Genomic DNA, 26,058 nt, shown 5'->3' on the forward strand with positions numbered 1-26,058 from the left:
ACGGAGTTAACCGAAAGTTAAAAGTAGGGGTTAACGCACTAATTGAGCGAGCTCTTGTTGTATTGGTATTATTCTCCCGATAATCGTGTTAAGCCGTTCGTGATTATAGATCCACAATCATTTTGTTGCACAGTCCTGGATTTCGACAATTGGCTCAAAGCAGTGTGCATAGCACCCCATAACGCTCGGTTCTACTGTAATGCTCAATGTGGTGGCATTTTTGCTGAGATTTACCCTGTTCAATGAATTCCAACTGCATTCCATTCTCTTTACTGTCCAGCTAATTATTGTGTCACCGATATATTCAGGTATTGTCGCAGCGAGTCCGGTTAGGTTGTCGCGGCTCGCTCCATTCGATCAGGTAGTTCAACGTACGTATGACCGTTCTGCTGGCATGTAAAATGTCGCTTTGCACCTAGCTTGGACACCGTAATTCCTGTTTCAGCTTGTTTGAGTATCGCCATGACCCAGTTTCACTGAGCCTCGATTTCTCCATTACAGAATCTCCTGTCTTTAAGTTACAAGAAAATTCTACTTTTAAATCTTGCTATTTTCCAGGGAGACTGCCATTCGGTAATCTCGTTCTAAATAATTACCATCCAATTTTAAGAAAAATTTTGCAAATTAACCACATGAAAGAATTCAACATTAAATATTGAATTTAACAAAAGATAAGTGGCCTTTTTAATAAATGTTAATTTATGTAACGTTGAATATCTATACCATGCGACAAGTTAGGTCATCATGACTGACAAAAACATAACCACTTACAAAGTTAGTTAACTCGCCTTTGTTATAGGTTTGTCATTTAAATTTTTTAAGGAAAATATTATGAATTGGGATGAAATCGAAGGAAATTGGAAGCAACTCAAAGGCAAAGCCTTGGAAAAATGGGGTGAAATCACCAACGACGAAATGGATGTTATCGCTGGAAAAAAAGATCAATTAGTTGGTCAAATTCAGGCTAAGTACGGCGTCACAAAAGAAGAAGCTGAAAAGCAAGTCAAAGAATTCTCAGACAACTGTCGTTGATAACTAATAAAACTATTTCTTTTACTAATCAGGGGCTAAGAACTTCATAACTTTGAAATAGCATAGCTCCAGATTCAACAGTCTGCTGATAAGCAAACTGATTAATTGGAGAAAAAGTTGAAGAATGCTATATGCTTGGCTTTGATGATAAAGGCTACTCAGGGTTTATCGGTTGGTTCAAATGATTTTATTAAGTAACTCAAATTTTAATTATTGCCGATAACTATGTAGAATCGAAGATGATACAAGCTGGGCTTGTTTGTTGATAAGGACGGTAAACCAATTTTTCTTATCATTGAGTACAAACAAGGGATTATTTTTCTGTAAAACAGATATATCGCCGCACTCTTCACCAATATCAAAACAGAGTTAGAATTAATAGATTTTTCGCGTTGGTTTAGCAAGAAAGTACTGAATCAGTTTGTTTATTAACAGAATTATTTAGGTAACTTTAACAAATCTTGCAAGAAATCAATGAAAGTAAAAAAACAAGTCTGTGAAGCTCGTAACAAAGTTTTTAGCAATAACAAATACAATCATCTGTAATTAATACTAAATTTATAAAGGAATATAAAATGAATAAATTCGTTAAATTAGTGATATTGAGTAGTTTAGCAGCTTTTATTTCTGCTCCATTAATTGCTGCCGAAACAATGAAAGAAAAAACAGAGGCAGCGACCAATGATGTTACTCGTGATGCCAAAAAAAGCATAAACCGTATTGAAGAAGCCGCATGCACTGAAGGCGACGTCGAGTGCTTAGCTCAAAAAGCTAAAAACCGCCTAGATGAAGCGAGTGATGCAACAAAAGATAAAGCGACAGAATTAAAGAATAAGGCTGATTAATAGCTTATAGTACCTAGTCAACCTTTATCTGGATAAGACTGATATTTTTCTGTTTAAGGCGAGTATCAGTCTTTATTTTTTAACCGACTCGTTTTTTTCTGTCAAGCTCTTGAATTTCCGATTGATCGTAGGCTAATTTTCGCAAGCCTTTCACATCGATCAAATGAATATGGTGCTTTTTCTTAGTGACAAAATCCATCTTTTCCAATCTATTAAAAATACGGTGAGTATGAATGTAGGAGATACTTAGAACCTCACTCAATTGAAGTTGGTTGATAGGAAAATATTTAGCATCTTCTTCTGGAATACCTACCAAATTTAAACGAGAATAAAGAAGTGTTAGTATTTGTATCATTGAATTAAAGCTGCTCGATGCAGTCAATGAAATGATTCGTTTTTCTAATTCTCTTTGATATCTCTCCCTTTTTCTCAAAATTTGAAATAGCAAATAAGGTCTGGTTTGAATCTTTTCCCAGAATGAAGCCTTTTCAATTCCTAATACTTTTACGTCAGTCACAGCTTCTATCATATAAGGGCTCTTTTCAGTTTCATCGAATTGCAGCCCGACGATATCGCCCGGCAAAACATAATTAACAATTTGTTTATGTTCATCTCCAAAAATTTTATGACTATTCGCCCAGCCTTCTAAAAAAATATAAATTTTATTGGGTTTGTCATTTTGATAAATAAGGTACTGCCCCGCTCTAAAGCTATACCTTGTACCGAATATATCCAGAATCCATCGGTTGGATAGTTCATGCAAAGGTAAAGAATGAACAATTTTTAAAGAGCTATTTGGCATAAGATATCCTAAGTTGTTGGTTGAAAATTAAAATCGCCAGTAATGATTTTTAGATAATAGCCCACATGACTAGTTTCCCTATTTCATTAAATGTTATTCAACTAACAAGTCTTTTTCCGCTTCCTTGTCATGGAAACGTGAGCATAAAGTGCTGCTTGCATGTTACTTACACAGATTGAATTGCTATTTCGTTTTAGTACCTTAGGTAAAAAATGAATCAAGCGCAGCTTTCCGGTTTGGATAGTTTGAAGTATGGCGATTTTAGTGGAATCCAAAGCTTCATAAAATGAAGATATGAGATAGAGAAATAAATGGAATTACCTCGCACGCAGTATCGTCAAGAATTTAGAGAGCAATCAGTAAGGTTTTCAAAGAACGTGGATTGACATTGATGGAAGCGTCAAGGTGACTGTCATTACCCAGTGGAGACGCTAAAGAACTGGGTTTATACCCTCCAAGCAGGGGTGCGCTTGCACAAATAATCAATGGATCCAGATACGGCACCTTTTATCGCCATGTAACAAATTACGCTTGTTATAAATCGCTTCTTCAAGCAGAATCTGACTTTGATCGATAAAGTCGAGATCCAGTCGGGAGCCCATGTTCATGTCGACAAAGCTTATTGCAGCCAAAAACATCGCGATGCCTTGAAATCACGCGGCATCAAAAACGGCATTCAAGATAAAGCCTTGGAGAACAAATCGTTGATTGCGCGGCAAATACAGCGCAATCGCTCGATTACGAAAGCCCGCTATGTGATAGAACGTACCTTTGGCAGTCAGACACGCTGGTTTGGTAGCAAGATCCTGCGTTACCGTAGTCTGGCCAAAGCACATGCCTGGCATATCCTGCAGGCTATGGAGTATAACCTGAAAAGGTTGCCAAGATTGTATGTTGAGAGGCTTCTACCACCACAACCACAAGATAGTTGCGTCTTTTAACCAAGCAATGGCGCAATAATGTCTTTATCACTGGTTTTTTTTGCTCTTGCAGCAATCAGAGGGATGGGCATGAAATTGAATCTCTAGTGATCTTTTTATTCGTTGGCTGGACAATGACTATAGCTCGGTGTACATATGAGAGGGATAAGCGCAGAAAGATTGATGGAGTTATTTTCAGGAGATTGTGGCAATGGGCTTTTTCGAATGGCCGTGTGAACTGTTTTTCAGTGTTTGCACCTTTTTTGTAGCGACAAAGGCTCTGTTGGCATTGATTCTATGCATTATCACTGGCGGGATGATTTTCATCGTAATAAAACAAATAATCAAGGATTTGAAGAAATAGCACTCAGGTAAGGCAGTGCATGAGGTTGAATCAGTGAGTTTCATACAATCCCATGAATACCGGCAAACATACTAAAAACGGGTAAATTTAAGGGTAATTTCTTATCCTTAAATTTACCTCCCTTCAATACTCCCGCACATAAAATTTGACTTGGCGAACGGTCTACAAGCATAAAATTGTAGGCTTTCACCCGCCCCCTGGTTATGCAGTAGTTTGGTAATCTGTGATAAAAGGCATAACAAATGCCCCTACTAACCCGTGCAGACCAATGCTCATACCATGACACAACGGCACATTAATAATTCTGGCATAGCTACCAAAATAGGCAATCATAGCTTTATGAGCTACCGGCATTACTGCCTACCTAAAAAATGACGGAACTCTAGAAAAAACAGCGACTATGGCCAATTATTCCAGTACAAAGACAACACAACTATATGATCGACGTCATGATGAAATGACGCTCGATGAAGTGGAAAGGATTATGATTTAAGCGCCTTTCAAAATCGAATTTCATCAATATTTACTAAAATTGATATTAGAACTATTGGAATTGCAGGCTCCACTGCGTCTGCTTGGAGTAATAGTGAATATTTCTCCTGCTGAGGCAAAAATTACTATAATCAACATAATAAACACTTGAACAAGAATATTTCACTTTAACCAAATTGCCTCCGCAAAAGCCGTGGCTAGCCAGAGTTTTTATATGTTAAATTTATCAATACTTAAGATCGACGCACTCAGTGACGTGCTAGAACGTAATTATCGCGAAGTATTTGGTCCCGATGAACCGATTTACGCTACGAAGCTGGGCCTGGCGGCAAAACTCGTTTTGGAGATGATCGCAAACAGTGATGCCCTATATCACGATGTAGACCATACAATAATGGTTACCTTAGTTGGCCAAGAAATCCTCCGTGGTAGACATATAAAGACCCAACTAGCACCGGTGGATTGGTTTCATTACACTGTAGCGACACTATGCCATGATATTGGTTATGTACGTGGTGTGTGCGCAGCCGATACAAGGGATTCGTTTGTAATTGACGAGGCAGGTAATCGAGTAACGCCACCTCGAGGAGCATCCGATGCATTTTTTACGCCATATCATATTAGTAGAGGCAAGATCGCGGTTAGGGAACGCCTTGGACCATTAAGTTATTACGATGAGGAACGAATAGCAAGAGCTATTGAGTTAACTCGATTTCCGGTGCCAGACAAAGTAGATCATCGTGAGACGAATACTGAAGCTGGGTTAGTACGTGCCGCGGATTTGATTGGTCAGCTTGCTGATCCGAATCATCTTTTGAAACTCAATAGGCTCTACTATGAATTCGTTGAAACGGGAGAAGCTATTAAACTTGGGTACAAAAGTCCCGCTGATCTTGTCGATTCCTATCCAAGCTTCTATTGGAATATCGTCTCACCCTACATTGGTGACGCGATAAAATACTTAGAGCTCACTCAGGAAGGAAAACAATGGATTGCTAACCTATATAGTAACGTGTTTGTGGCTGGAAAAATGCAATATCGACTAGGTCCGGATCGATAGTATTGAAACGCTGATTAAGCATTGGCGTAACTTGAGTTATGCTGATTTTCAAGGAACCCAAAGTTTCATAAAATGAGGGAATGAAATGGAGGAAAGAATGGAATTACCGCGTGCGCAGTAAGTCTAGTCAGGAGTTTCGTAAGGAATCAGTTAAGTTTTTCAAAGCAAGTGGATTGACGTTGGTTGAAGCGGCAAAGCGACTGTCATTACCCAAGGGGACGCTAAAGAGCTGGGTTTATGCTGACGGGGAGAACTCGCTGCGGTAGGCAAGCGTCAGAAGGCGCTGACTGAAGTTGAACTAGAGCTATCCAGAGTGAAGCGGGAATTTACTGTTAGAGCGCCCGGTAAATTATGGCTCAGTGACATGACTTACATTCCTACCGATGAAGGTTGGTTGTACTTAGCTGGCGTAAAAGACCATATTTAATGGCGAGTTAGTGGGCTATGCGATGAATGAGAGAATGACAAAGAGCCTGGTTATGCAAGCATTATTTCGTGCAGCTGCAAGTAAATATCCAAATCAGGGACTCATTGCTCATTCAGATCGAGGTAGCCAATACTGTGCGCACGATTACCAGAAGCTATTGCAACAATTTGGCATGACCGCATCCATGAGCCGCAAGGGTGACTGCTATGACAATGCCCCGATGGAAAGCTTCTGGGGGATACTCAAAACCGAACTGGTGCATCACCGGAGATTCAAAACACGCCAACAAGCCATTGCTGAGATTACCGAATATATCGAAATATTCTATAACCGACAGCGCAAGCAAGAAAAATTGGGCTATTTATCGCCTGTGCAATTTTCGCAGCAGTACTATGCAAATCTACGCGCTGCCTAAACACATGGACTCCATTTTGACAGCACATCTCATTTTTAGAATAAACGGAGTATAAGTTGACTGTAACAATTCTACTGGTTGAAGATGAAGTAGCGATTCAAGAGCTTATCGCGCTAAATTTGGAACGTGCTGGGTATTCAGTTCTCTGTGCCGAAAGAGCCGATCAAGCCAAATCACTGATCAACAATGCATTGCCGGATTTGGTATTGTTAGACTGGATGTTGCCCGATGTAAGCGGACTGGAATTTGCTCGCAAACTCAGACAAGAAGAACGTACTCAGTCCATTCCTATCATTATGCTGACAGCCCGCACTCAGGAAAATGACAAAATTTCCGGATTGGAAGCCGGCGCCGACGATTACATCACTAAACCTTTTTCACCCCGCGAATTACAAGCCCGCATCAAAGCGGTGCTGCGCAGGCGCTTACCGGAAATGTCCGAAGAAATCATTGAACTCGGCGGATTAAGGCTTGATCCGTCCACACATCGAGTGCATGTCAGAAATAATAACGGTTCATCACAACTGACCGAAATTAATTTGGGCCCCACCGAATTCCGCTTGCTGCATTTTTTGATGGCTTACAAGGATCGCGTTCATTCCCGTGCGCAGCTATTGGATCGAGTGTGGGGAGATCATGTGTTCATCGAAGACCGCACTGTCGACGTACATATCCGTCGGTTACGCAAAGTTTTAGAAGCCGTCCGCAAAGAAAGCTTAGTGCAAACGGTGCGAGGCACGGGTTATCGATTCTCGGTCGAATACCAAGAGCCAAGCATAGAGTAACAAAAACGAAAAAATCGGCTTTCCAGAAATTTATACGAATTGCCCAGCTGCATAACCAGATGACCATGCCCATTGAAAATTAAATCCACCAAGATGCCCAGTAACATCCACAACTTCTCCGATAAAGTATAATCCAGGCACGCGATGGGATTGCATGGTTTTCGAAGACAATTCATGCGTATCCACACCACCGATCGTCACTTCGGCTTTTTTATAACCAACAGTGCCACTGGGAAAAATCTGCCAACTATGCAATCTGTTTGCAATACGTTGCAGCTCAGCATCAGAATACTGCTGCATGGACTGAATTTCGAGCGATAACGCATTGCAAATATGTTTACACAAAACTTGTACAAACCGTTTTGGTAAATAGCGCGACAATACGTTGTATAACAATAAGGAGCTATGCCGAAACTCGGTAAATATTTTCATGGCATTCTGGCAAGGCAATACATTGATGTCAACAGCTTGGTTAGGTTTCCAATAAGATGAAATTTGCAAAATGGCGGGGCCGCTTAAACCACGATGCGTAAACAATACTTGCTCACGAAATACAGCACCATTACAACTCACCTCCGCCTCAATGGAAAGCCCTGAGATATCCTTGAATTCCGTAAAGTCCTCAGTATTGAAAGCCAAGCCGACCAATCCAGGCTTTGGCGGTACAACAGCAATCCCAAACTGATTGGCAATTTGATAGCCGTAACCACTCGCGCCAATTTGAGGAATCGATAACCCTCCTGTAGCAATTACTAATGAAGCAGCTTCGATCACATTACGTTCAGTCGTCAGCAAGAACCTTTGCGTTACGGATTGTGATTCGTCTGCTACACGATACTTCACTTCTTTAACACGCGATGGCATTTGCCACTCAACTCCAGCCACCGCACATTCTTTCTGCAACATAGCAATGATTTGCAATGCGCTATCATCACAGAATAATTGCCCAAGCTTTTTTTCATGATAGTGAATGCCATGCTTTTCAATACGTGCAATGAAATCTTGCGGCGTATATCGCGCCAATGCAGAACGGCAAAAATGCGTGTTATTGGAAATAAAATTGTCTGAGGTACAGTGTCGGTTGGTAAAATTACAGCGACCGCCACCGGAGATTCTGATTTTTTCTGCCAACTTATGTGCATGATCAATCAGTATCACACGTCGCCCGCGCTGCCCAGCTTCAATTGCGCACATCATACCCGCAGCACCTGCACCTATGATGACTACATCTTTAGATAGTCTATTCGCAATACCGGAGCGCACGATGACTGAGGTGCTTGCTTATACAACAGAAGTAACTGCAATAGCTTTACCAGTAACTGGAATTGGAAGTCATCTCCAATCGATGAGCGATCATCATGACAATAAACAAGAAAAATGACAAACCGATACGGATGCTCAGTGATCTGACCATGCGCGTGGAGTGACCTTTATCCTTGTACATGTAGTAAAGTGCAGAAGCCATGCTGTACACAATAAATAGAAAAACAACAATAGCAAAAATTTTCAAAATTGATCCCTATCAAAATTCACCTACTTGAAGTGTAGCCGAGTTTAAGCATTTGTCCAATGACTACTTTTATCTCAAAACATAACAGAATCAATTTCCGAGATTGCATTTCGTGCTAAAAATACCGACCATTCGATAGTACAATCTGCGATTATCCGAATGAATTGACTCCCAAACCCATTCACTCTTTATGCATTTATCACCCGCTATCTTTCTAATGGGTCCCACCGCCAGCGGCAAAAGCCAGATTGCCTTAGAGATTACAACACACTTCCCGGTTGAAATTATTAATGTGGATTCTGCACAAATCTATCGTTATATGGATATAGGCACCGCCAAGCCTAGCTCTCTCATATTGCAGCAAATCCCGCATCATCTTACCGATATCATCGATCCGGTGCAGCACTACTCAGTCGCTCAATTTCGTCAGAACGCATTAGCATTGATGCAAGACATTACTGCGCGCCATAAAATACCCCTGCTAGTTGGCGGCACGATGTTGTACTTTAAAGCGCTACTGGAAGGTCTCTCTGAATTACCCTCGGCAGATAAGAATTTGCGCTCAATGCTTGAAAAAGAAGCATCAGTGGTTGGTTGGCCCGCTATGCACCAGAAACTTCTACAGCTTGATCTGGAAACTGCCAAACGAATCCAACCAACCGACAGTCAACGCATCCAACGCGCATTAGAAATTTGCTTGCTAACGGATAAGCCCCTATCTGAAATCATACAAGCTTCTCAACCTTCAGTCGACTTCCCCTACCATCCGATTCAGATTGCGTTGATACCTGACAATCGAAGTGAATTGCATCATCGTATCGCAAAACGTTTTCAGAACATGCTAAGCAGCGGATTAGTTGAAGAAGTATCCTTACTTCGCAAACGCTTTCCTGAACTCGATACACAACACCCCTCCATGCGATGTGTCGGATATCGTCAAACCTGGCTTTTTCTGAACAATCAAATCAGCCGAAATGAGCTGCATGACAAAGGAATCGCTGCCACACGCCAATTAGCAAAGCGACAACTAACATGGTTGCGTAGCTTAAACAAGCAATATCCTATACAAACATTTGACTGCTTATCTTCTCAGCTCTCACAACAAGTAATCCATTTCTTGACCACCCAAATCGACAGAATTCAACTCCGCTGACAGAAGTAACCAATATAACAAGGCATACTCCAACCATTCGGGCGGCATAAAATCCTAATTCTCTTATTAGTGTGAGATCTCTCACAGATTATAGGGTGTTATATCAATAGCATCCCTCATTGCTGTAGCAATTTCCTAAAAAACAATGAGGAGCCATGATGAAGCAAATAGTAGCTTTAGTCGCCATCTTATGGATGACATCTATTCATGCTGAGGCAGATTACTTCCATCGAGATTCTAAAATTTTTGGTACTGTCTTAACGGATAGCTCTCAAATCAATGAAGTTATTCCGCATACCAATGCATTTGGATTTGCACCCAATACTATCGATGATATTACTGAATATCTCAATAGGAATGACAGTCGGCTTTTACCTGTGATTAGTATTAGTCATCTATTGCTTAACTCTGAAACTGGACTATACCGACACAATGTAAATAGCATCATCCAAGCAATCGAGAAAGCTGATATTCACAATCATGAGTTTTTATTTTTAATTGATGAACCCTTATGGATAATTAGATCCACCTGCAAAGAAAAAAATCAACCTGCCGCTTGCAATGAGATTACTAACAACTACGCTAAAACATTAGCAACCTTCCGTAAAGTCGGTAAATTACTACGGCAAAGATTTCCAGGCTCAGGAATCATGCATATAGAGTCATGGGCAGAATTAGCCATACAAAAACAACAGCGACCTCATAATCACGTAATTATGCTTGATGATGCGGAATTCTTGGGTTTCGATTGTTACGGCGACATTGATTCCTGCGGATCACATGAGTATGGCTATCGCAATCAAATTGAATACGGAACTTGGGTATGGGATGCCATGCTTGCACTGGAATCTCGGAAACCAATCAATCGCAAGTTATTCTTGGTTCCTGGTTCCTTCCTAATGGATGAAGGCCCAAACGATATCGATAGATTACTCAAGCAATTAGGATTTTATGCTTGGGTTCTACAAGCATCCGATAAGATCGGCGGGTTTGGCACGTTCTTGTGGGGCGATATGATTGAAAATGGAAAATACTTTACCGGAGCGAGAAACATCCGGTCAGTTGCTGACTTCCTTGCGAATATCGCGGAATATTATAATGTAAAAAACTGACAGCTTTGCCACCACACGGCTAGCGATAAATGAAGCTACTTCTATCAGCGAGCTGCTCTAATCATAGCTATTAGTGAAGATTATTAAAAATATCTTGCCACATTTTAATGTTCGCACTTGCCCTGCATGAAATACTTCCGCATCCTAACAAAACGAAAGGCAGCATAGCTAACAAACCAAATAATTCAGAATTCATTTTTCAAAACTTACAAGATTCTTAAAAAACAAATAAAGGCTACAACGATTCAAATATGCCAGCGGCACCCATACCGCTTCCGATGCACATTGTCACCATACCGTATTTTTTATGATGACGGCGCAAACCGTGCAATAAAGTCGCCACGCGGATAGCACCGGTTGCGCCCAATGGGTGACCTAACGCAATTGCTCCTCCCAATGGATTAACTTTTTCACGATCCAAGCCCAGATCACTAATGACCGCAAGACTCTGCGCGGCAAATGCCTCATTCAATTCGATCCAGTCTAAATCATCCTGCTTCATATTGGTTTGCGCCAACACCTTGGGAATGGCCTTGATCGGACCAACCCCCATAATTTCAGGTGGCACACCGGCTACCGAAAAACCAACAAAACGAGCTAAAGGGGACAAATTAAAGCGCTGCATTGCTTTTTCATTCATGAGTACGACTGCACCCGCACCATCTGACATTTGCGAACTGTTTCCCGCCGTCACCGAACCTTTGGCAGAAAAAACCGGCCGTAATTTCGCTAGAACTTCAAGGCTAGTATCAGCGCGCGGCCCCTCGTCCGTATCCTTCAGCGATTCTTGCTCTAGAACCTTATCGGTTTCTAAATCAGGTCTTTCTTCTATTACTTGGTAGGGAGATATTTCTTGTTTAAATTCACCTGAACCGATAGCTCGCAACGCACGTTGATGGCTCGTCAAAGCAAATTCATCCTGAGCTTCGCGGGAAACATGCCATTGCTCGGCGACTTTTTCACCCGTCATTCCCATACCATATGCTATTGCGACATGTTCCTGGTTTGTAAAAATAGCCGGATTAATTGCTATTTTATTGCCCATCATGGGTACCATACTCATACTTTCTGTACCAGCTGCGATCATAACATCCGCTTCTCCAAGACGAATTCGATCAGCAGCCAAAGCCACCGATTGCAAGCCCGAAGCACAGAACCGATTAACGGTCATACCAGAAACACTATTTGGAAAACCTGCCAACAGTAATGCGACACGAGCGACATTGATTCCTTGCTCTGCCTCTGGCATGGCACAACCAACGATTACATCATCAATCGCAGCGGGATCGAGTCCCTCACATTGTTTCATGACTGTTTGCAGCACATGCACCAGCATATCGTCCGGACGTACATTTCTAAACATACCTCGCGGCGCTTTACCAACCGGTGTACGGGTAGCGGCTACGATATAGGCTTCTTCAGTTTGTTTGCTCATGAAAGTCTCCGAGAATCGGGAAGATTAATCAATTTCGTAATGGTTTACCAGTTTTGAGGGTATGCTCAATGCGTTGCTGTGTTTTTTCGGTTGCTATCAACTCCATGAAAGCAGCGTGCTCCAACTCAAGAAACCACTCTTCATCCACCAAACTACCAGGCGTTAAATCACCTCCACACATGACATATGCAATTTTTTTACCGATCAAATAATCGTGTTCTGAAATAAACTGGCCTTCAAACAAATTAACGAGTTGTGCTTGTATGGTTGCAATACCAGTATTGCCTGCAACTGGAATTTCTCGTACGCGCAGCGGTGGACGATAGCCAGTTTCTGCCATTGCTGATGCTTGCGCTTTGGCAACATGCAGCAATTCAAAACGATTCATCACAATGGTATCGGAATGACGTAGATATCCAAGCTCTTTCGCTTGCTCTGCACTTTTCGCCAATTCGGCCATTGCTATTGTTTGGAAATAGTTTTTTAACCGTGGAAAAGGATCCCCATCAACCGCATTTCGCGCAGCCTTAAGCGCAAATTCCTTACACCCACCGCCGGCTGGTAACAAACCAACGCCTGCTTCAACTAGACCGATATAGCTTTCCATCGTTGCCACAGCCCGATCACAATGCATGACAAATTCGCATCCACCTCCCAAAGCCAAGCCATCCACCGCTGCAATCGTCGGAATCATAGAATAACGCAGTGCTAATGACGTTTGGTGAAATTGTCGAACCATGCGGCTGACTTCATTCAACTTACTGGCCATCAATGCGTCAGCCATATCCAATTCACGCGCAGCTTTTAGTATCGTCTTTTGCGTAGTTTTTATAAATTTTTTGAAAAATTGCTGGAACACTGACGGCGGCGCAGGTCGATAACCTGACGGTTTTGATTTTTCAGTCGCTTTTTGTAAATTGGCGCCCGCAGAAAATGGTGGTTCTGTTTGCCAAATCACCAATGCGCGCCAGTTCTTTTCGGCTTCTGTAATGGCTTCTTGTATGCTTTGCATTACTTCAATGCCGATGGTATGCATTTTGGTGTTGAAGCTTAGAATGGCGACTTGATCAGCATCATCCAGATGCCACATTCGAACTGCGTTATTTTCAAAAATCGTTTTACCATATTCCGTTGCTTCTCCGACGAGACGGTCCGGAAAAAGCTGGCGCCGATAAACCGGCAGTCTTGAGCGGGGCTGCAATTGGTCGAAAGCTGGCGCATAAGAGCCTTGTGGTGTATGTACGCTTTGCATACTACTTTGCGCGATTTTATATACCCATTGCGGTAACGGCGTAGAACTCATACTTTTCACTGAGGCGATATCTTGCTCGACCCACTCGACGATTTGCTTCCAACCCGCAGCTTGCCATATTTCAAAGGGTCCTTGATTCCAACCGAACCCCCATCTCACGGCCAAATCAAGATCTCTAGTATTGTCTGCAATATCTTCCAATTGTACTGCGCAATAATGGAATAAATCCCGGAAAACCGCCCAAAGGAACCGAGCTTGTTGCTTTTCGGCAGTACGCAATACAGTAAATTTTTCTACCGGACCGCTAAATTTCAATAAGTGTTTGATATCTTCATCCACTTTGCCTTCCGATAACCGATAGCCTTGTGTGGCTAAATCAAACACATGAATCTCGCCATTTATTTTTTGGTAAACGCCGCGCTTAGCTTTCTCCCCCAACGCACCGGAATCAATCAAGCCTTGCATCCAATTGGGTACTTCAAAATAGCGATGCCAAGGATCATTCGGTAGTGCATCGCGCATAGTATTAACCACATGCGCTAAAGTATCGAGCCCAACCACATCGGCTGTACGAAACGTGGCACTTTTCGGTCGTCCGATCAGCGTGCCGGTCAATGCATCAACCTCATCGAAACCAAAACCAAATTCTTTCGCATGATGCATGGTCGCTAATAATGAAAACACACCAATGCGATTAGAAATGAAATTCGGTGTATCTTTGGCACGAACGATACCTTTTCCGAGATAAGTCACCAGAAAGGCCTCCAGATGATCCAGAACACTGGCATCACTTGATTGGCATGGAATGAGTTCCACCAAATACATATAACGCGGCGGATTAAAAAAATGTACGCCACAAAAACGATGTCGCAGCTTTTCAGGAAAAGCTTCGGCCAACTGGTTGATTGAAAGCCCCGAAGTATTGGATGCAAAAATAGTTTGCTCGCTCAAATGTGGTGCGACTTTAGTATACAGATCACGCTTCCAATCCATACGCTCGGCAATAGCTTCTATCACCAAATCACACTCTTTAAGCAATCCCAAGTCTTGCTCATAATTGGCGGGACGAATGGACCTGGCTTTGCTTTTGACTGATAAAGGCGCGGGCTTTTGTTTGTCCAGTTTTTCTATTGCCTTGAGTACATTGGCATTCGGATTCTTTTCATCCCCCGGCAATTCAAACAACAGCGTTTCAATATTGGCATTAACCAAATGCGCTGCAATTTGCGCACCCATGACGCCGGCACCTAATACGGCCACTTTTCGGATAATAAAGCGTTGATTATTCAATTTCGCTTCTCCTGCTTGATTCAGTCGTTGAACAGATCTCTACTACGATCGTAATCCAGAAATAGAGAACACTATACGTACCAGCACATGTCATTTTACTGATAATGAAATTGCCGTCTTAGATTAGAAATATAACGTAAAGCAATCGATATCGCCAGCAATCTTCTGAAAAAAGCGAACTTAAGCGCTACCAACACAAAGCAGAAAAATTTATCACTGCCATATTGCTAAAAATTGTTCCGCATTAAATCCTACTGTTGCGCGTTTCCCATCCGTTAATAATGGTCGTTTGATCAAACGACCATTCGTTTCCAGCAAATTGAATATTTCTTGAGGGGTCAGTGTAGGAAGTAATTGCTTAACATTAAGCTGACGATATTGTTCTCCGCTTGTGTTAAGCATTTTTTGCGGTAATACATTAGCCAGAGCCGAAATTCTAGCCACCTGAGCCGCATTGGGAGGACTCTCTGTAATGTCGATAAATTCGTAGGCCAGCTTATTTTGCCGTAAATATTGCTCGGCCTTGCGGCAATTCGAACACTTTTTGTAACCATACAGCAGAATCACCATAACGAAGTTAGTAAGCAATTACGAGCGAATTGTCAGTCAAGGATCTTCTCCGCCCTTAGGTCCCCAAAAAACTACCCATGTGATGAAATCGGAAGAAAAATTTTCAAATCGATGCTCAACATGCGCAGCAACGAAGAATACCATTCCCGGTGCAAATAAATGCCGCTCCCCAGCAATAACCAACTCACCCTGGCCAGAATAAATAAAATATAACTCATCCTGATCATGAGGAGTCTGGATATCTGTTTCTTTAGGCGTATAAATCTCAACAGACATGGAACCATGAGCGAATGCCAGCGCAAACGGCTCACCCATTGGCCATTCGTCACTCGCTTTACCCGGAATTTTATTTAAAAGCTCCGCAATAGCCGCTTTCATTCGATTTCCCTAAATATTTCTAATAGTATCAAAACATCAGCAGATGTTTCTTACTTTTATTTTTCGCTTTTGTTAATCAACCGAGTAACAGCACCAATGGCTTCGTTACACATTGCATCGCGACTCTGATCATTAGCAATTTTAACAAACTCGCTATCCCCTTCTCCTCGCCCTTTATCAAACTCGGCTTGAATATTAATTCCGAGCTCGCGATAGGTTTTCTCGCCACCCGCCATATTCGCATCAAAACTTTCTTTATATGCGACGAGCACTTCACTTGAAGCTCCACATCGCTCAATAAATTGATGCATTCTTCCTGCATTCAAAGCGCTCTTCAAAATAAAATCCTTAGCACTGCCACCGCCTGCCAAAGGATGCTGCTGCGCGTATGCCACAGAAGTAACAAAAAGCAGCAGCCCTAACAAGCTTAATACATTTAGTATTAACATTCTTTTCCGAAGTTTATTTTCGTGATCTGTCATAGTATTTATTCAATTCAAATTATTCCTCGTTTAATCTGCCGATAGCTTCACTTAAAGTATCCAGGATGGTAACACAATCACCTGTTAGCAAAAAAATTCTCAATTTCTGATAATTCGCGTGTACGCTTCATGGGCGGCAAGCTTTGCCATATCTGCTTACCGTAGGCTTTAGTAATTAAACGAGGATCACAAATCATCAGTACCCCTCGATCTGTTTCATCTCGAATCAACCGCCCAGCACCTTGCTTTAAATTAATCACCGCACGTGGTAATTGGTATTCAATAAAAGCATTTCTCCCTTCAAGATTGATCTTTTCAATTCGAGCTGATAACACGGGGTCATCAGGCGGCGCAAAGGGCAGTTTATCAATAATGACTAATGAAAGCGCTTCTCCCCGCACATCAACACCTTCCCAAAAAGATTGACTGCCAATCAAGATAGCATTTTTCAATTCCCGAAATTTCTCTAAAATATAGGACCGCGAGCCTTGGCCCTGTAGCAACAAAGGATAATCCAATGCTTCAGCAGCTTGCAGCAATTCATAAATACGCTGCATTGCGCGCAAACTAGTACATAAAAAGAAAGCTCGACCGCTACTGGCACGCAATACCGGCAATGCTGCCTGAACCACCTGATCAATATAGCTTGGATGATTAGGCTCCGACAACCCTGTTGGCACATACAACAGCGCTTGTTCAGGGTAATTATAAGGACTCTCCCAGTATGCGGTATGCGCTGAAGCCAACCCCATTTCTGCGATGTAGTGCGCGAAATTCTGCTTAACGGACAAGGTAGCTGAAACAAAAATCCAAGCTCTTGCCGTCTCGCTGAGTTGCTTTTGGAAAATATCCGCAACGGATAATGGCGTTATGTTTAATTGTAGCGCTTGATGAAAAACCTCAATCCAACGTATCTCACTTTGTGATGACTGTTCGTCACGCCACCGCTGCATAAAATGCAAGTGATCGGCTGCACGTTGCCAGCAATTTTTTAATCCTTCTGAGCGTTCGGCCTGATTTTCTAAAAACTTAACCAATTCAATTAATTGATCGATAGCGTTATTGAGCGCATAGTTAAAATTTTTATTTTTTCCTAGCATTGATTGCGATAAACGGATGTTTTCTTCTGGGATAGTTAAGCGAAAATCGCGTACGCTTTTTTCGAAACCTGCATTCATCAATGAAAGCGCTTGAAAATCTCTTGCTGCTTCAACAGCCTCAACTTTAGTGTCGCGCACTAATTCCAATAATTGACCTGTACTAACCGATTCACCAAAAAATAGACTGGCAGTTTCTGGTAATTGGTGCGCCTCATCAAAAATAACCGTATTGCATGCCGGCAGTAATTCATTCAAACCTTCATCACGCAACATTACGTCCGCAAAGAATAAATGATGATTGACTACCACAACATCTGCTGATAAAGCTTGTTTTCGCGCCTCCATGACAAAACAATTCTTGAAATTTGAGCATTCTGCACCGAGGCAATTGTCTCGCGTTGAAGTTACCATTTGCCATATGGATGCATTTTCTGGAATTTCACTTAATTCACTTTTATCACCAGTCTGGCTGACACGAGCATAACGCTCGATGGATTGTAGATATCGAATATCTTCACGTGTCGTAAAACTGGTACGATCATCCTGCAAACTCTTTTCCAAATGATAGTGACAGATATAATTAGCACGACCTTTCAATAAAGCAACCGTAACCGGGGTTTTTAGTGCTGCTCGCACGTTTGGAATATCTCTTCTGAAAAGCTGGTCTTGTAATGTTTTGGTTCCTGTGGAGATAATCACTTTACCACCATTGAGCAAAGCGGGAACTAGATAAGCGAGTGTTTTCCCCGTTCCTGTACCCGCTTCTGCCACCAGAATTTGTCGCTTGTTAATCGCATTGTCAATAACATTCGCCATTTCCAATTGCTGGCGGCGTGCGTGAAATTCTTTAATATAGCTTGAGAGAGCACCGTCTTCTGAAAAAATTGATTCCATATCAAACATAGGTGTGTAATAGCGCGATTAATCCTGGACATTGATGATTGAAAAAACGATGATTCGTCAAAAGAGAAACAATTTAATAATGAGTGAGCGCAAATAAACAATATCTTAATGAATGCATATAGATTTACAATTATAATGTCGTCACATTTTTTTAGAATTAGAAAGAATGCGATTCAATTTTGATGTATTCTCCCTCATGCTTATAATGAAGGTATTAGATTAGATGAACTCCGTCTCAAATGTGTAATTATTCAGCCGCCGATAAAGCTCCTTGATTGAAAGTAAAACAGAACTAGGAAAATTACTTTGCTCAAGTCTGAAAATCTATCTGATTGCCATCCCATCTTCTCTATATTTTTCAATAGGCAGCTTTTCCAGAATAGTTGCATTTTACTGCTATTGTGCCTGCTTCCACTGACTGGATTAAGTGATGAGTTGCCAGCCACTCAATCTTCCGAATTGGACGAAAAATCAAAAGCGACCGTTAAACCACAAAGAAAGCCAGTTTATATTGAAGCGGATAATATTAGCGGATATTACAAACAAGAGGTAGAAGCAAGCGGAAATGCCGAATTACGGCACGGCAACGACATTTTAGTCGCTGATCGCATGAAATACTTTCAAAAAACCGAAGAAACAGAAGTCGAAGGAAATATTTATCTGGATAGAGTAAAAGAAATTATCACGGGCGATCACTTAAAACTCAATCTACAAACCAATGAAGGTCATATGTCCGACCCAAAGTATTACATAAAAACTGGCAAAGGTCGGGGAGCAGGGGAAATACTTTTTTTTGAAGGTAAAGATCAATATCGCATCGAAAAAACCAATTATACCACTTGCCCTGAAGGCAATCACGATTGGTATATTCGTGCGAGCAGCTTAAAAATTGATCACAACAATGAAGTTGGTACAGCCCGTAACGTCAGCATTGTGTTCAAAAACACACCGATTTTGTATTCCCCATGGCTGGATTTCTCTTATAGTGGCAAGCGTAAAACTGGCTTACTGACTCCTTTATTGGGCTATAATGTTCATACTGGATTTGATACGGCGTTACCTATTTATTTGAATATCGCCCCTAATATCGATGCAACCGTAGCCCCCCGTGTAATGACCATGCGTGGCTTTATGCTAAGCAACGAGTTGCGTTATATGGGAGAAAAGATGTATGGGAACTTACTTTTTGATATTCTTCCGATGGATATCAACACCAACAAAACCCGCTGGGGTGTTTTGTTCACACATACACAAAACTTCGGCAGAGGATGGCAAGGGATACTCAATTACAATCGAGTTTCCGACGATCAATATTTTCGAGAATTGACGCCCAATCTTTCTCAAACCAGTTTGACCAACCTCTCCCAAATGGCAGCTACATCCTATAATGGTCGCTTAGGCCTTGATGGCACGATCAGTTTCGACGCGCTGGTTCAACGTTTCCAGACCATTCAGGACAGAATACCATTATTTACCTCACCCTATGCACGCCTGCCTTACTTATCTTTGGCGGCCAACAAACCCAGTTTTGGGGGGTTGCTTGAGTTTGGCTTAAATAGCAGCTGGGGAAATTTTGAGCATCATGCAATACGAACCGTAGAATCAACCAAATTTCTACCCGATGGACAACGCTTTGTAATTAACCCACACGTCAGTATGCCGTTGCAAAATGAATATGGTTTTATCAAACCCAAAATCGGCTTTCACTACACACATTACAGTCTATCGCATCCTGTTCAAGGCTATGAAAACAGGGGTACAAATCATGATCGCGCTCTACCCATTTTTAGTGTGGATAGTGGAACAACATTTGAGCGACCAACCCAAATGAGTGGCATCAAATTCACACAAACATTGGAACCACGATTGTTCTATGCATACATTCCCTATAGTAATCAAAAATATCTTCCCGTCTTTGATTCGGCAATCAATGACTTTAATTTTGCACAGATACTGCAAGAAAACCGTTTCAGTGGTAGTGACCGTATTAATGACGCAAACCGATTAACCGCTGCATTAACAACTCGCTTTGTGGAACAAGAGACCGGTATCGAGCGACTCAGACTCGCTGTCGGTCAAGTATTTAACTTTAATGATCCTAAGGTAAAGTTTTTAGAACCCCAAGTCACAAGCGGAAAATCCGATTTTGTCGCTGCCATTTCTGGACGATTAACACCGCAATTGAGTACTGACGCTAACATTCAGATGCATGAAAAGGGACTGGAAATTCAGAAAGTTCGCTCGGGCTTGAGTTATCAACCCGAACCTGGGAAAGTTCTCAATTTTGGCTATCGGTTTACACGTCATGTTTTGGAGCAAGTTGATTCATCGATTCAATGGCCTATTATCCCTAATTTGCACGGCGTCGCACGCATCAATTACTCGCTAAGAGATGATAGGGTTCTAGCGGGGCTTGCCGGTATTGAATATAATTCGTGCTGTTGGGCTCTACGGCTCGTCATGCAACGCATAACAACTGCAACACAAACTACCACCACTGCTTTTTTTGTACAGTTGGAATTAAAAGGTTTGATGGGAATTGGCAACAATCCGCTACAAGTATTGCAAAGCACCATTCCTGGTTATACCAGCATTTATTAATTAAGATAACACGCTCTTATTACGCTTATTTACCTAGCCTTATCAAACATGCATCGAAGAAATCATTTTCATCTTCTTCTATTGGTCGCATTGTTAGCGCCCCACTTGATAAGCGCACAAGAAACACTTTCTGATTCCGTCGCACAAGACATTCCTACCGATACACAGGTCAGCAAACCTCTTAATCGCATTATTGCAGTAGTCAATGAAGACGTGATTACCGAAAAAGAACTCACAGACGCTATCAAAACTGCCACTAAACGGCTGCAATCGCAAGGAGTTCACATACCCGACGACCCGAAACCACTCCACAACCAAGTTCTCGAAACAATCATTACTAAACGTATTCAACTACAACATGCGAAAGAAACAGGATTAGACATCAATGACAATGAACTCGATGAAACAATTAATCGCATTGCTGATGAAAACAAAATGTCCTTACCCGAATTCTCAAGAGTACTCGAGAAAGATGGTATCGGCATAGAAAAATTTCGACAGGAAATACGTGATGAAATGATTATTTCACGCCTCAGAGACCGTGAAACAAAAGCACAAGTCAATGTTACCGATGGAGAAGTCGAGAATTTTCTTCGGACGCAAGATACCTCATCGATTGGCAGTGATGAATACCGCCTTGGGCATATCCTGATAGCAATGTCTGAAAACATGAACAGTGCACAAATTCAACAAAGAAAAGAGCGTGCAGATTTAGCTTATGAGAAATTAAAAGAAGGTGTCGATTTTTCTAGAGTTGCGTCAGAATTTTCCGATGCAGCTGATGCAGCACAAGGTGGAATTGTCGATTGGCGACCTGCATCACAATTAGGCCCACAATTCGTTGAATTGCTTGGTACGCTTCAGCCGGGTGATTTGACACAAATCATCCAGAGTCCGGCTGGCTTTCATATTTTCAAATTGGTGGATCGCCGTACACAAGAAGTACCCACAGTGATTATAGATCAGACACAAGCACGGCATATATTAATAAAAATTAATGAGTTAAATTCCGATGCTGATGCAAAGCTTAAGATCGTCAAACTAAAAGAACGCCTTGATAAAGGCGAGAACTTTGAAGAACTTGCCAAACTTTACTCGGAGGATGCCAGTAATAATTCCGGCGGAAGTCTTGGCTGGCTATCTCCAGGCGATACCGTACCCGCTTTTGAACAAGCCATGAATGCCTTGGCGCCAGGTCAAATCAGCGAACCGGTTAAATCACAATTTGGTTGGCATTTGATTCAAGTAATCGAACGCCGTACTCAAGACATTAGTATCGAGCGACGCAAACAAGCAGCTCGCCAAGCAATACGTGCCCGCAAATCCGACGTAGTCATTCAAGAATGGATAACACAACTACGCGATCAAGCGTATATTGAATTACGCCTGGAAGACGACGATTAGTGAGACCAGATCGATTGCCAACGTTGGCCTTGACTGCAGGTGAACCTGCCGGTATTGGTCCTGATTTATGCATACAAATTGCACAGCAATCCATTGCATGTAAATTAGTGATTATTGCGGATCGGGAATTATTGCAAATTCGCGCGCAGCAACTTAAGTTACCGATACAAATTCAAGATGCTTCCATTCATAGCGACATACACAAGCCAGGTAGCTTGAATGTATTGCACATTCCATTGTCACAGCCGGCATTACCCGGAAAGTTAAACTCGCACAATGCACAATACGTACTAAAAACACTCGATATTGCAATCGCGGGATGCCAATCGGGCCAATTCGATGCCATGGTAACTGCCCCCGTTCACAAAGGTATCATCAATGATGCCGGCATTACGTTTACCGGACATACCGAATACTTAGCGGAAGCTACGCGAAGCCCTGTCGTAATGATGTTAATAGGTGGCAATATGCGTGTCACAATTGCGACCACTCACATACCCCTCAAAGATGTAGCAGCTGCGATTACACCTCAACTTATCGAAAATAAACTACGCATTATTCATCAGGACTTGATCGATCGCTTTAAAATCAGCAAACCACGCATTGCCGTCGCGGGGCTCAACCCACATGCAGGAGAGTCAGGTCATTTGGGCCGCGAAGAGATTGATATCATTATCCCGTCAATAGAGAAATTAAATGCCGAAGGTATGCGTTTAATCGGTCCCATTCCTGCAGATACACTTTTCAATCCCTCACAACTGAATCAATATGATTGCATTTTTACCATGTACCATGACCAAGGATTACCGGTACTTAAACACGCAAGCTTCGGTGGTGGTATTAACGTTACTTTAGGACTCCCAATTATTCGCACATCAGTCGATCACGGCACAGCTTTGGATTTAGCCGGAACAGGACAAGCACACCATGGCAGCTTAATCGCTGCAATCAATATGGCCATTGAGCTTGCCAATATTCAGTTTGCTTAAATGCAGCATATCCCACGTAAACGTTTTGGTCAGAATTTTCTAATCGACCCATACATCATCGCTAACATTGTTGCCGAGATTAATCCACAAAAAGACGACCGTATGATTGAGATTGGCCCTGGACTAGGCGCACTAACCAATCCACTGTTACAACGCCTTAATCATCTATCTGTGATCGAAATTGATCGCGATATCGTTGCGCGACTCAAAACACTATTTTCTCCGGATAAACTGACCATTTATGCAATTGATGCCCTTAAGTTTGATTTCTCATCCCTGGGTAGTCAACTTCGCACCGTTGGAAACTTGCCTTACAATATTTCGACGCCTTTGTTATTCCACCTAAGTCAATATTCAGAAAACATTCTCGATATGCATTTTATGCTGCAAAAAGAAGTAGTGCAGCGCTTAACTGCGAAACCTGGAGTATCGGATTACAGTCGCCTTTCAGTAATGATGCAATACCACTTTAATATGACACATGTTTTCAACGTGCCACCGCAATCATTTTCACCAGCACCTAAAGTCGATTCCGCTATCATCGAAATGATTCCTCGACCCCGAAAAAATAAAAACGCTCACAATGAGCTATTATTCTCGCAAATTGTTTTAGCAGCGTTTTCTCAACGTCGCAAAACATTGAGAAACACGCTTCAGCAATATTTGGCTGCTAATGATTTCAATAAAATTGGCATCGATTCAAGAATGCGCGCAGAAAATTTATCGGTAGAAAATTTTGTCACGATTACAAACCTTTGCTACTCTAGAAAATAGAATTCGCATTCGATTATTTAGGCGCCAATCACAGCACAACAACATATCTCATTGAATATAATAATTATTTATTTTCCCCTGATATTACCAAGCGGGATTGATTGTGATAAACTAACCAGCAGCTAAATCAGTTTCCGTAGTTTAAGCTGTTTATAGCGCTTGCATATTTAATGACTTCATATCGAGGAAATTAGATTTTTATAACAACTAGAAATAAAGAAACTTTTATCGAAAAGGAATACAAATATGGATCTTTTTGAAAAGATTGCCAGTAAATTCGTTACCGATACTAACAATGACGGTAAGATTGATGCACAAGATGTTGCTAACACATTTAAAAGCTTGGTTTCTGAAACTTCAGACTCAATCGATCTAAATGGCTTGGTAGAGAAGTTTAAAAAAGCGAATTTATCCGAGACAGTTTCATCTTGGTTGAGTAATGGAGAAAACAAGCCTATTACTGCTCAACATATTGATGAGGTTTTTGATACCGAAAAATTAAAAGCCTTTGCAAACTCTTTAAAAATGGAAATCACTGAAGCAAAAGAAATGCTTGCAAAAGCCATTCCAAATTTAGTCGATAAATTCAGCAGTGACGGTAAACTGTTGGATATCAAATCTACAGATACCACCAGCTTACTCGACAAAATTAAAAAGCTGTTCTAGTTTCTGATGTTTCAATAGGCCGTTGGAAAACGCATTGAATGTAACCGATACAAGAGAAAAATGAGAGTCTATACTCAACGCATGAATATCTTGAACCTTTTAAGTAACAGCAACGCAAATAGTTTTTCAACGGGCCTGCAAGCAAGCCCGCTTATATCAGTGCAGAGCAGTAGATTTTCTGCCCATAATCTTCTGAATGGATATTGTTACCAGTAAGGTCACGCCACCAGCAGTAACTCCAACGAACGCGTTACCCAGCATCTTAATCAGATTTTTTACAAAATCACCATTCGAATTTTGTGCTAATGCATCCAGCCAACTTGTTAAATCAGGTATCCCATGTACTAAAATTCCGCCACCAACCAGAAACATAGCTGCAGTCCCAATAATTGAAAGAAAACGCATTAACCAGGGGGCTATCTGCAATATCGATCTTCCAATAGCTCTGAGAATAATCGAACGGCTATGTTGCAACCACAAACCAAAATCATCCATTTTGATAATGAAAGCGACGAATCCATAGACTATTACCGTCATAAACAATGCAATCGCACTCAATACGCCTATACGTACCATTAATGTCTCAGTAGCTACGACACTTAAACTAATGACAATAATTTCAGCCGACAAAATAAAATCTGTCCGAATCGCACCTTTGATTTTATCTTGTTCAAAAGACGCCAAATCGGCCGTTGGATCTAAGATATGCGGTAACTGGTCTTTCTCCTCTATCGCTTCTTTTTGATCGCGTAAGAAACGGTGCGCTAACTTCTCAAAACCTTCATAGCATAAAAAAATACCCCCCATCATCAACAAAGGCACCACCAACCACGGCACAAAGGCACTAACTAACAATGCAGCAGGAACCAAAATGGCCTTATTTAAAATAGATCCCTTAGCAACTGCCCAAATCACTGGTAATTCTCTGTTGGCCTGCACACCTGTAATTTGCTGCGCATTCAAGGCAAGATCGTCGCCCAATACGCCAGTAGTTTTTTTCGCAGCCAGTTTACTCAATGCGGCCACATCATCCAATACACTGGCAATATCATCCAGGAGAGCTAATAAGCCTGCAACAGCCATAATTATATAAACACCATAAAATTATTGATTATAATCAAATAGCAGAAGAATTTATTTTAATATCAAGACTGAACAGCACAACGCATACCAATCTGAACGTTCGGGATTATACGCATGCCATATCTTATGGCAACTTCCTGGCAACAATTCAAATAGCTGATCTATTCAATAAAGAATCACATCAATCGCGCTATATATTCACCAATGTGGTGGC

Annotated in this window: 26 protein-coding genes and 1 pseudogene; 15 read left to right on the forward strand and 12 right to left on the reverse strand. The window is 41.6% G+C overall.

What is annotated here, in order from left to right:
• Positions 1 to 329 precede the first annotated feature (329 nt).
• Positions 330 to 464 carry a hypothetical protein gene (locus W03_RS13400; RefSeq protein WP_279600067.1) on the reverse strand — a complete coding sequence of 45 codons (135 nt, stop codon included), beginning with the start codon at positions 462 to 464 and terminating at the stop codon, positions 330 to 332.
• 367 nt (positions 465 to 831) lie between these two features.
• Here W03_RS13400 and W03_RS09260 point away from each other — a divergent pair, with 367 nt between their 5' ends.
• Both W03_RS09260 and W03_RS09265 read left to right on the forward strand, forming a co-directional pair.
• Entirely contained in the window at positions 832 to 1,032 is a 201-nt protein-coding gene (locus W03_RS09260) for a CsbD family protein (protein WP_244072684.1), read from the forward strand.
• Between the two features lie 575 nt (positions 1,033 to 1,607).
• Entirely contained in the window at positions 1,608 to 1,877 is a 270-nt protein-coding gene (locus tag W03_RS09265) for a hypothetical protein (RefSeq protein WP_244072685.1), read from the forward strand.
• 79 nt (positions 1,878 to 1,956) lie between these two features.
• Here the strand turns inward: W03_RS09265 and W03_RS09270 are convergent, their stop codons facing one another.
• Positions 1,957 to 2,679, reverse strand: a complete 723-nt coding sequence (locus W03_RS09270; RefSeq protein ID WP_244072686.1) for a Crp/Fnr family transcriptional regulator — start codon at positions 2,677 to 2,679, stop codon at positions 1,957 to 1,959.
• A 566-nt stretch (positions 2,680 to 3,245) separates the two neighbouring features.
• Here W03_RS09270 and W03_RS09275 point away from each other — a divergent pair.
• Entirely contained in the window at positions 3,246 to 3,620 is a 375-nt protein-coding gene (locus W03_RS09275) for a transposase (RefSeq protein ID WP_244072687.1), read from the forward strand.
• A 544-nt stretch (positions 3,621 to 4,164) separates the two neighbouring features.
• Here the strand turns inward: W03_RS09275 and W03_RS09280 are convergent.
• Positions 4,165 to 4,317 carry a hypothetical protein gene (locus W03_RS09280; protein WP_244072688.1) on the reverse strand — a complete coding sequence of 51 codons (153 nt, stop codon included), beginning with the start codon at positions 4,315 to 4,317 and terminating at the stop codon, positions 4,165 to 4,167.
• Between the two features lie 352 nt (positions 4,318 to 4,669).
• Between W03_RS09280 and W03_RS09285 the strand changes: the two genes are divergently transcribed.
• The 4 genes and pseudogenes from W03_RS09285 to phoB all read left to right on the forward strand — a co-directional run bounded on the left by W03_RS09285 (position 4,670) and on the right by phoB (position 7,142).
• A complete protein-coding gene (locus tag W03_RS09285) occupies positions 4,670 to 5,515 on the forward strand; it encodes a hypothetical protein (RefSeq protein ID WP_244072689.1) in 846 nt (281 codons plus the stop codon).
• An 80-nt stretch (positions 5,516 to 5,595) separates the two neighbouring features.
• Positions 5,596 to 5,781: a hypothetical protein gene (locus tag W03_RS09290; protein WP_244072690.1), complete on the forward strand. Its 186-nt coding sequence runs from the start codon at positions 5,596 to 5,598 to the stop codon at positions 5,779 to 5,781.
• A 53-nt stretch (positions 5,782 to 5,834) separates the two neighbouring features.
• Positions 5,835 to 6,357 (forward strand): annotated as a pseudogene (locus tag W03_RS09295) (IS3 family transposase); the annotation flags it as partial.
• 56 nt (positions 6,358 to 6,413) lie between these two features.
• Positions 6,414 to 7,142 carry a phosphate regulon transcriptional regulator PhoB gene (gene phoB, locus W03_RS09300; RefSeq protein WP_244072691.1) on the forward strand — a complete coding sequence of 243 codons (729 nt, stop codon included), beginning with the start codon at positions 6,414 to 6,416 and terminating at the stop codon, positions 7,140 to 7,142.
• A 30-nt stretch (positions 7,143 to 7,172) separates the two neighbouring features.
• On the opposite strand, the gene W03_RS09305 is transcribed toward phoB, so the two are convergent.
• Positions 7,173 to 8,339, reverse strand: a complete 1,167-nt coding sequence (locus W03_RS09305; protein ID WP_244073726.1) for an NAD(P)/FAD-dependent oxidoreductase — start codon at positions 8,337 to 8,339, stop codon at positions 7,173 to 7,175.
• Positions 8,340 to 8,358: 19 nt separating this feature from the next.
• Between W03_RS09305 and W03_RS09310 the strand changes: the two genes are divergently transcribed.
• Positions 8,359 to 8,523 (forward strand): hypothetical protein, encoded by a 165-nt coding sequence (locus W03_RS09310; protein ID WP_244073752.1) that lies wholly within the window; start codon positions 8,359 to 8,361, stop codon positions 8,521 to 8,523.
• Here the strand turns inward: W03_RS09310 and W03_RS09315 are convergent.
• Positions 8,452 to 8,607: a DUF2909 domain-containing protein gene (locus W03_RS09315; protein WP_244073727.1), complete on the reverse strand. Its 156-nt coding sequence runs from the start codon at positions 8,605 to 8,607 to the stop codon at positions 8,452 to 8,454. The genes W03_RS09310 and W03_RS09315 overlap by 72 nt on opposite strands.
• 235 nt (positions 8,608 to 8,842) lie before the next feature.
• On the opposite strand from W03_RS09315, the gene miaA reads away from it, so the two are divergent.
• Together miaA and W03_RS09325 are read left to right on the forward strand one after the other, a co-directional pair.
• Positions 8,843 to 9,805, forward strand: coding sequence for a tRNA (adenosine(37)-N6)-dimethylallyltransferase MiaA (gene miaA, locus W03_RS09320; RefSeq protein ID WP_244072692.1), 963 nt, complete (start codon positions 8,843 to 8,845; stop codon positions 9,803 to 9,805).
• A 155-nt stretch (positions 9,806 to 9,960) separates the two neighbouring features.
• Positions 9,961 to 10,917, forward strand: a complete 957-nt coding sequence (locus tag W03_RS09325) for a hypothetical protein (protein ID WP_244072693.1) — start codon at positions 9,961 to 9,963, stop codon at positions 10,915 to 10,917.
• Between the two features lie 235 nt (positions 10,918 to 11,152).
• Here the strand turns inward: W03_RS09325 and W03_RS09330 are convergent, their stop codons facing one another.
• The 6 genes from W03_RS09330 to W03_RS09355 all read right to left on the reverse strand — a co-directional run bounded on the left by W03_RS09330 (position 11,153) and on the right by W03_RS09355 (position 18,327).
• Entirely contained in the window at positions 11,153 to 12,352 is a 1,200-nt protein-coding gene (locus tag W03_RS09330) for an acetyl-CoA C-acyltransferase (RefSeq protein ID WP_244072694.1), read from the reverse strand.
• A gap of 28 nt (positions 12,353 to 12,380) precedes the next feature.
• Entirely contained in the window at positions 12,381 to 14,894 is a 2,514-nt protein-coding gene (locus W03_RS09335) for a 3-hydroxyacyl-CoA dehydrogenase/enoyl-CoA hydratase family protein (RefSeq protein WP_244072695.1), read from the reverse strand.
• A 213-nt stretch (positions 14,895 to 15,107) separates the two neighbouring features.
• A complete protein-coding gene (locus W03_RS09340; RefSeq protein WP_244072696.1) occupies positions 15,108 to 15,464 on the reverse strand; it encodes an arsenate reductase family protein in 357 nt (118 codons plus the stop codon).
• A gap of 36 nt (positions 15,465 to 15,500) precedes the next feature.
• Positions 15,501 to 15,842, reverse strand: coding sequence for a cupin domain-containing protein (locus tag W03_RS09345; RefSeq protein WP_244072697.1), 342 nt, complete (start codon positions 15,840 to 15,842; stop codon positions 15,501 to 15,503).
• Positions 15,843 to 15,898: 56 nt separating this feature from the next.
• Positions 15,899 to 16,324 carry a hypothetical protein gene (locus W03_RS09350; RefSeq protein ID WP_244072698.1) on the reverse strand — a complete coding sequence of 142 codons (426 nt, stop codon included), beginning with the start codon at positions 16,322 to 16,324 and terminating at the stop codon, positions 15,899 to 15,901.
• A gap of 77 nt (positions 16,325 to 16,401) precedes the next feature.
• Positions 16,402 to 18,327 (reverse strand): ATP-dependent DNA helicase, encoded by a 1,926-nt coding sequence (locus W03_RS09355; protein ID WP_244072699.1) that lies wholly within the window; start codon positions 18,325 to 18,327, stop codon positions 16,402 to 16,404.
• Positions 18,328 to 18,726: 399 nt separating this feature from the next.
• Between W03_RS09355 and W03_RS09360 the strand changes: the two genes are divergently transcribed.
• The 5 genes from W03_RS09360 (at position 18,727) to W03_RS09380 (ending at position 24,761) form a co-directional block, all read left to right on the forward strand.
• A complete protein-coding gene (locus W03_RS09360; RefSeq protein ID WP_244072700.1) occupies positions 18,727 to 20,928 on the forward strand; it encodes an LPS-assembly protein LptD in 2,202 nt (733 codons plus the stop codon).
• Positions 20,929 to 20,976: 48 nt separating this feature from the next.
• Positions 20,977 to 22,332: a peptidylprolyl isomerase gene (locus W03_RS09365; protein WP_244072701.1), complete on the forward strand. Its 1,356-nt coding sequence runs from the start codon at positions 20,977 to 20,979 to the stop codon at positions 22,330 to 22,332.
• Positions 22,332 to 23,321, forward strand: a complete 990-nt coding sequence (pdxA, locus tag W03_RS09370) for a 4-hydroxythreonine-4-phosphate dehydrogenase PdxA (protein ID WP_244072702.1) — start codon at positions 22,332 to 22,334, stop codon at positions 23,319 to 23,321. Before W03_RS09365 ends, pdxA begins: the two co-directional genes overlap by 1 nt.
• Positions 23,322 to 24,095: a 16S rRNA (adenine(1518)-N(6)/adenine(1519)-N(6))-dimethyltransferase RsmA gene (gene rsmA / locus W03_RS09375; RefSeq protein WP_244072703.1), complete on the forward strand. Its 774-nt coding sequence runs from the start codon at positions 23,322 to 23,324 to the stop codon at positions 24,093 to 24,095.
• 246 nt (positions 24,096 to 24,341) lie between these two features.
• Positions 24,342 to 24,761: a YidB family protein gene (locus W03_RS09380; RefSeq protein WP_244072704.1), complete on the forward strand. Its 420-nt coding sequence runs from the start codon at positions 24,342 to 24,344 to the stop codon at positions 24,759 to 24,761.
• A 156-nt stretch (positions 24,762 to 24,917) separates the two neighbouring features.
• Here W03_RS09380 and W03_RS09385 read toward each other — a convergent pair whose 3' ends face one another.
• Positions 24,918 to 25,844 (reverse strand): DUF808 domain-containing protein, encoded by a 927-nt coding sequence (locus W03_RS09385; RefSeq protein ID WP_244072705.1) that lies wholly within the window; start codon positions 25,842 to 25,844, stop codon positions 24,918 to 24,920.
• Positions 25,845 to 26,058: the final 214 nt, after the last annotated feature.

Origin of the sequence: Nitrosomonas sp. PY1, assembly GCF_022836435.1 — a bacterium.
Taxonomy (GTDB): domain Bacteria; phylum Pseudomonadota; class Gammaproteobacteria; order Burkholderiales; family Nitrosomonadaceae; genus Nitrosomonas.

Bases quoted from the DNA above. Each gene is read 5' to 3' on its own strand.
- W03_RS09260 (WP_244072684.1), top strand. From the start codon at position 832: ATGAATTGGGATGAAATCGAAGGAAATTGGAAGCAACTCAAAGGCAAA.
- W03_RS13400 (WP_279600067.1), bottom strand. From the start codon at position 464: ATGGCGATACTCAAACAAGCTGAAACAGGAATTACGGTGTCCAAGCTA.
- W03_RS09270 (WP_244072686.1), bottom strand. From the start codon at position 2,679: ATGCCAAATAGCTCTTTAAAAATTGTTCATTCTTTACCTTTGCATGAA.
- W03_RS09290 (WP_244072690.1), top strand. From the start codon at position 5,596: ATGAAATGGAGGAAAGAATGGAATTACCGCGTGCGCAGTAAGTCTAGT.
- W03_RS09355 (WP_244072699.1), bottom strand. From the start codon at position 18,327: ATGTTTGATATGGAATCAATTTTTTCAGAAGACGGTGCTCTCTCAAGC.
- W03_RS09340 (WP_244072696.1), bottom strand. From the start codon at position 15,464: ATGGTGATTCTGCTGTATGGTTACAAAAAGTGTTCGAATTGCCGCAAG.
- W03_RS09265 (WP_244072685.1), top strand. From the start codon at position 1,608: ATGAATAAATTCGTTAAATTAGTGATATTGAGTAGTTTAGCAGCTTTT.
- W03_RS09305 (WP_244073726.1), bottom strand. From the start codon at position 8,339: ATGATGTGCGCAATTGAAGCTGGGCAGCGCGGGCGACGTGTGATACTG.
- W03_RS09330 (WP_244072694.1), bottom strand. From the start codon at position 12,352: ATGAGCAAACAAACTGAAGAAGCCTATATCGTAGCCGCTACCCGTACA.
- W03_RS09310 (WP_244073752.1), top strand. From the start codon at position 8,359: ATGATGACTACATCTTTAGATAGTCTATTCGCAATACCGGAGCGCACG.
- W03_RS09380 (WP_244072704.1), top strand. From the start codon at position 24,342: ATGGATCTTTTTGAAAAGATTGCCAGTAAATTCGTTACCGATACTAAC.
- miaA (WP_244072692.1), top strand. From the start codon at position 8,843: ATGCATTTATCACCCGCTATCTTTCTAATGGGTCCCACCGCCAGCGGC.
- W03_RS09385 (WP_244072705.1), bottom strand. From the start codon at position 25,844: ATGGCTGTTGCAGGCTTATTAGCTCTCCTGGATGATATTGCCAGTGTA.
- W03_RS09365 (WP_244072701.1), top strand. From the start codon at position 20,977: ATGCATCGAAGAAATCATTTTCATCTTCTTCTATTGGTCGCATTGTTA.
- W03_RS09350 (WP_244072698.1), bottom strand. From the start codon at position 16,324: ATGACAGATCACGAAAATAAACTTCGGAAAAGAATGTTAATACTAAAT.
- W03_RS09325 (WP_244072693.1), top strand. From the start codon at position 9,961: ATGATGAAGCAAATAGTAGCTTTAGTCGCCATCTTATGGATGACATCT.
- W03_RS09315 (WP_244073727.1), bottom strand. From the start codon at position 8,607: ATGGCTTCTGCACTTTACTACATGTACAAGGATAAAGGTCACTCCACG.
- W03_RS09345 (WP_244072697.1), bottom strand. From the start codon at position 15,842: ATGAAAGCGGCTATTGCGGAGCTTTTAAATAAAATTCCGGGTAAAGCG.
- rsmA (WP_244072703.1), top strand. From the start codon at position 23,322: ATGCAGCATATCCCACGTAAACGTTTTGGTCAGAATTTTCTAATCGAC.
- W03_RS09285 (WP_244072689.1), top strand. From the start codon at position 4,670: ATGTTAAATTTATCAATACTTAAGATCGACGCACTCAGTGACGTGCTA.
- W03_RS09280 (WP_244072688.1), bottom strand. From the start codon at position 4,317: ATGCCGGTAGCTCATAAAGCTATGATTGCCTATTTTGGTAGCTATGCC.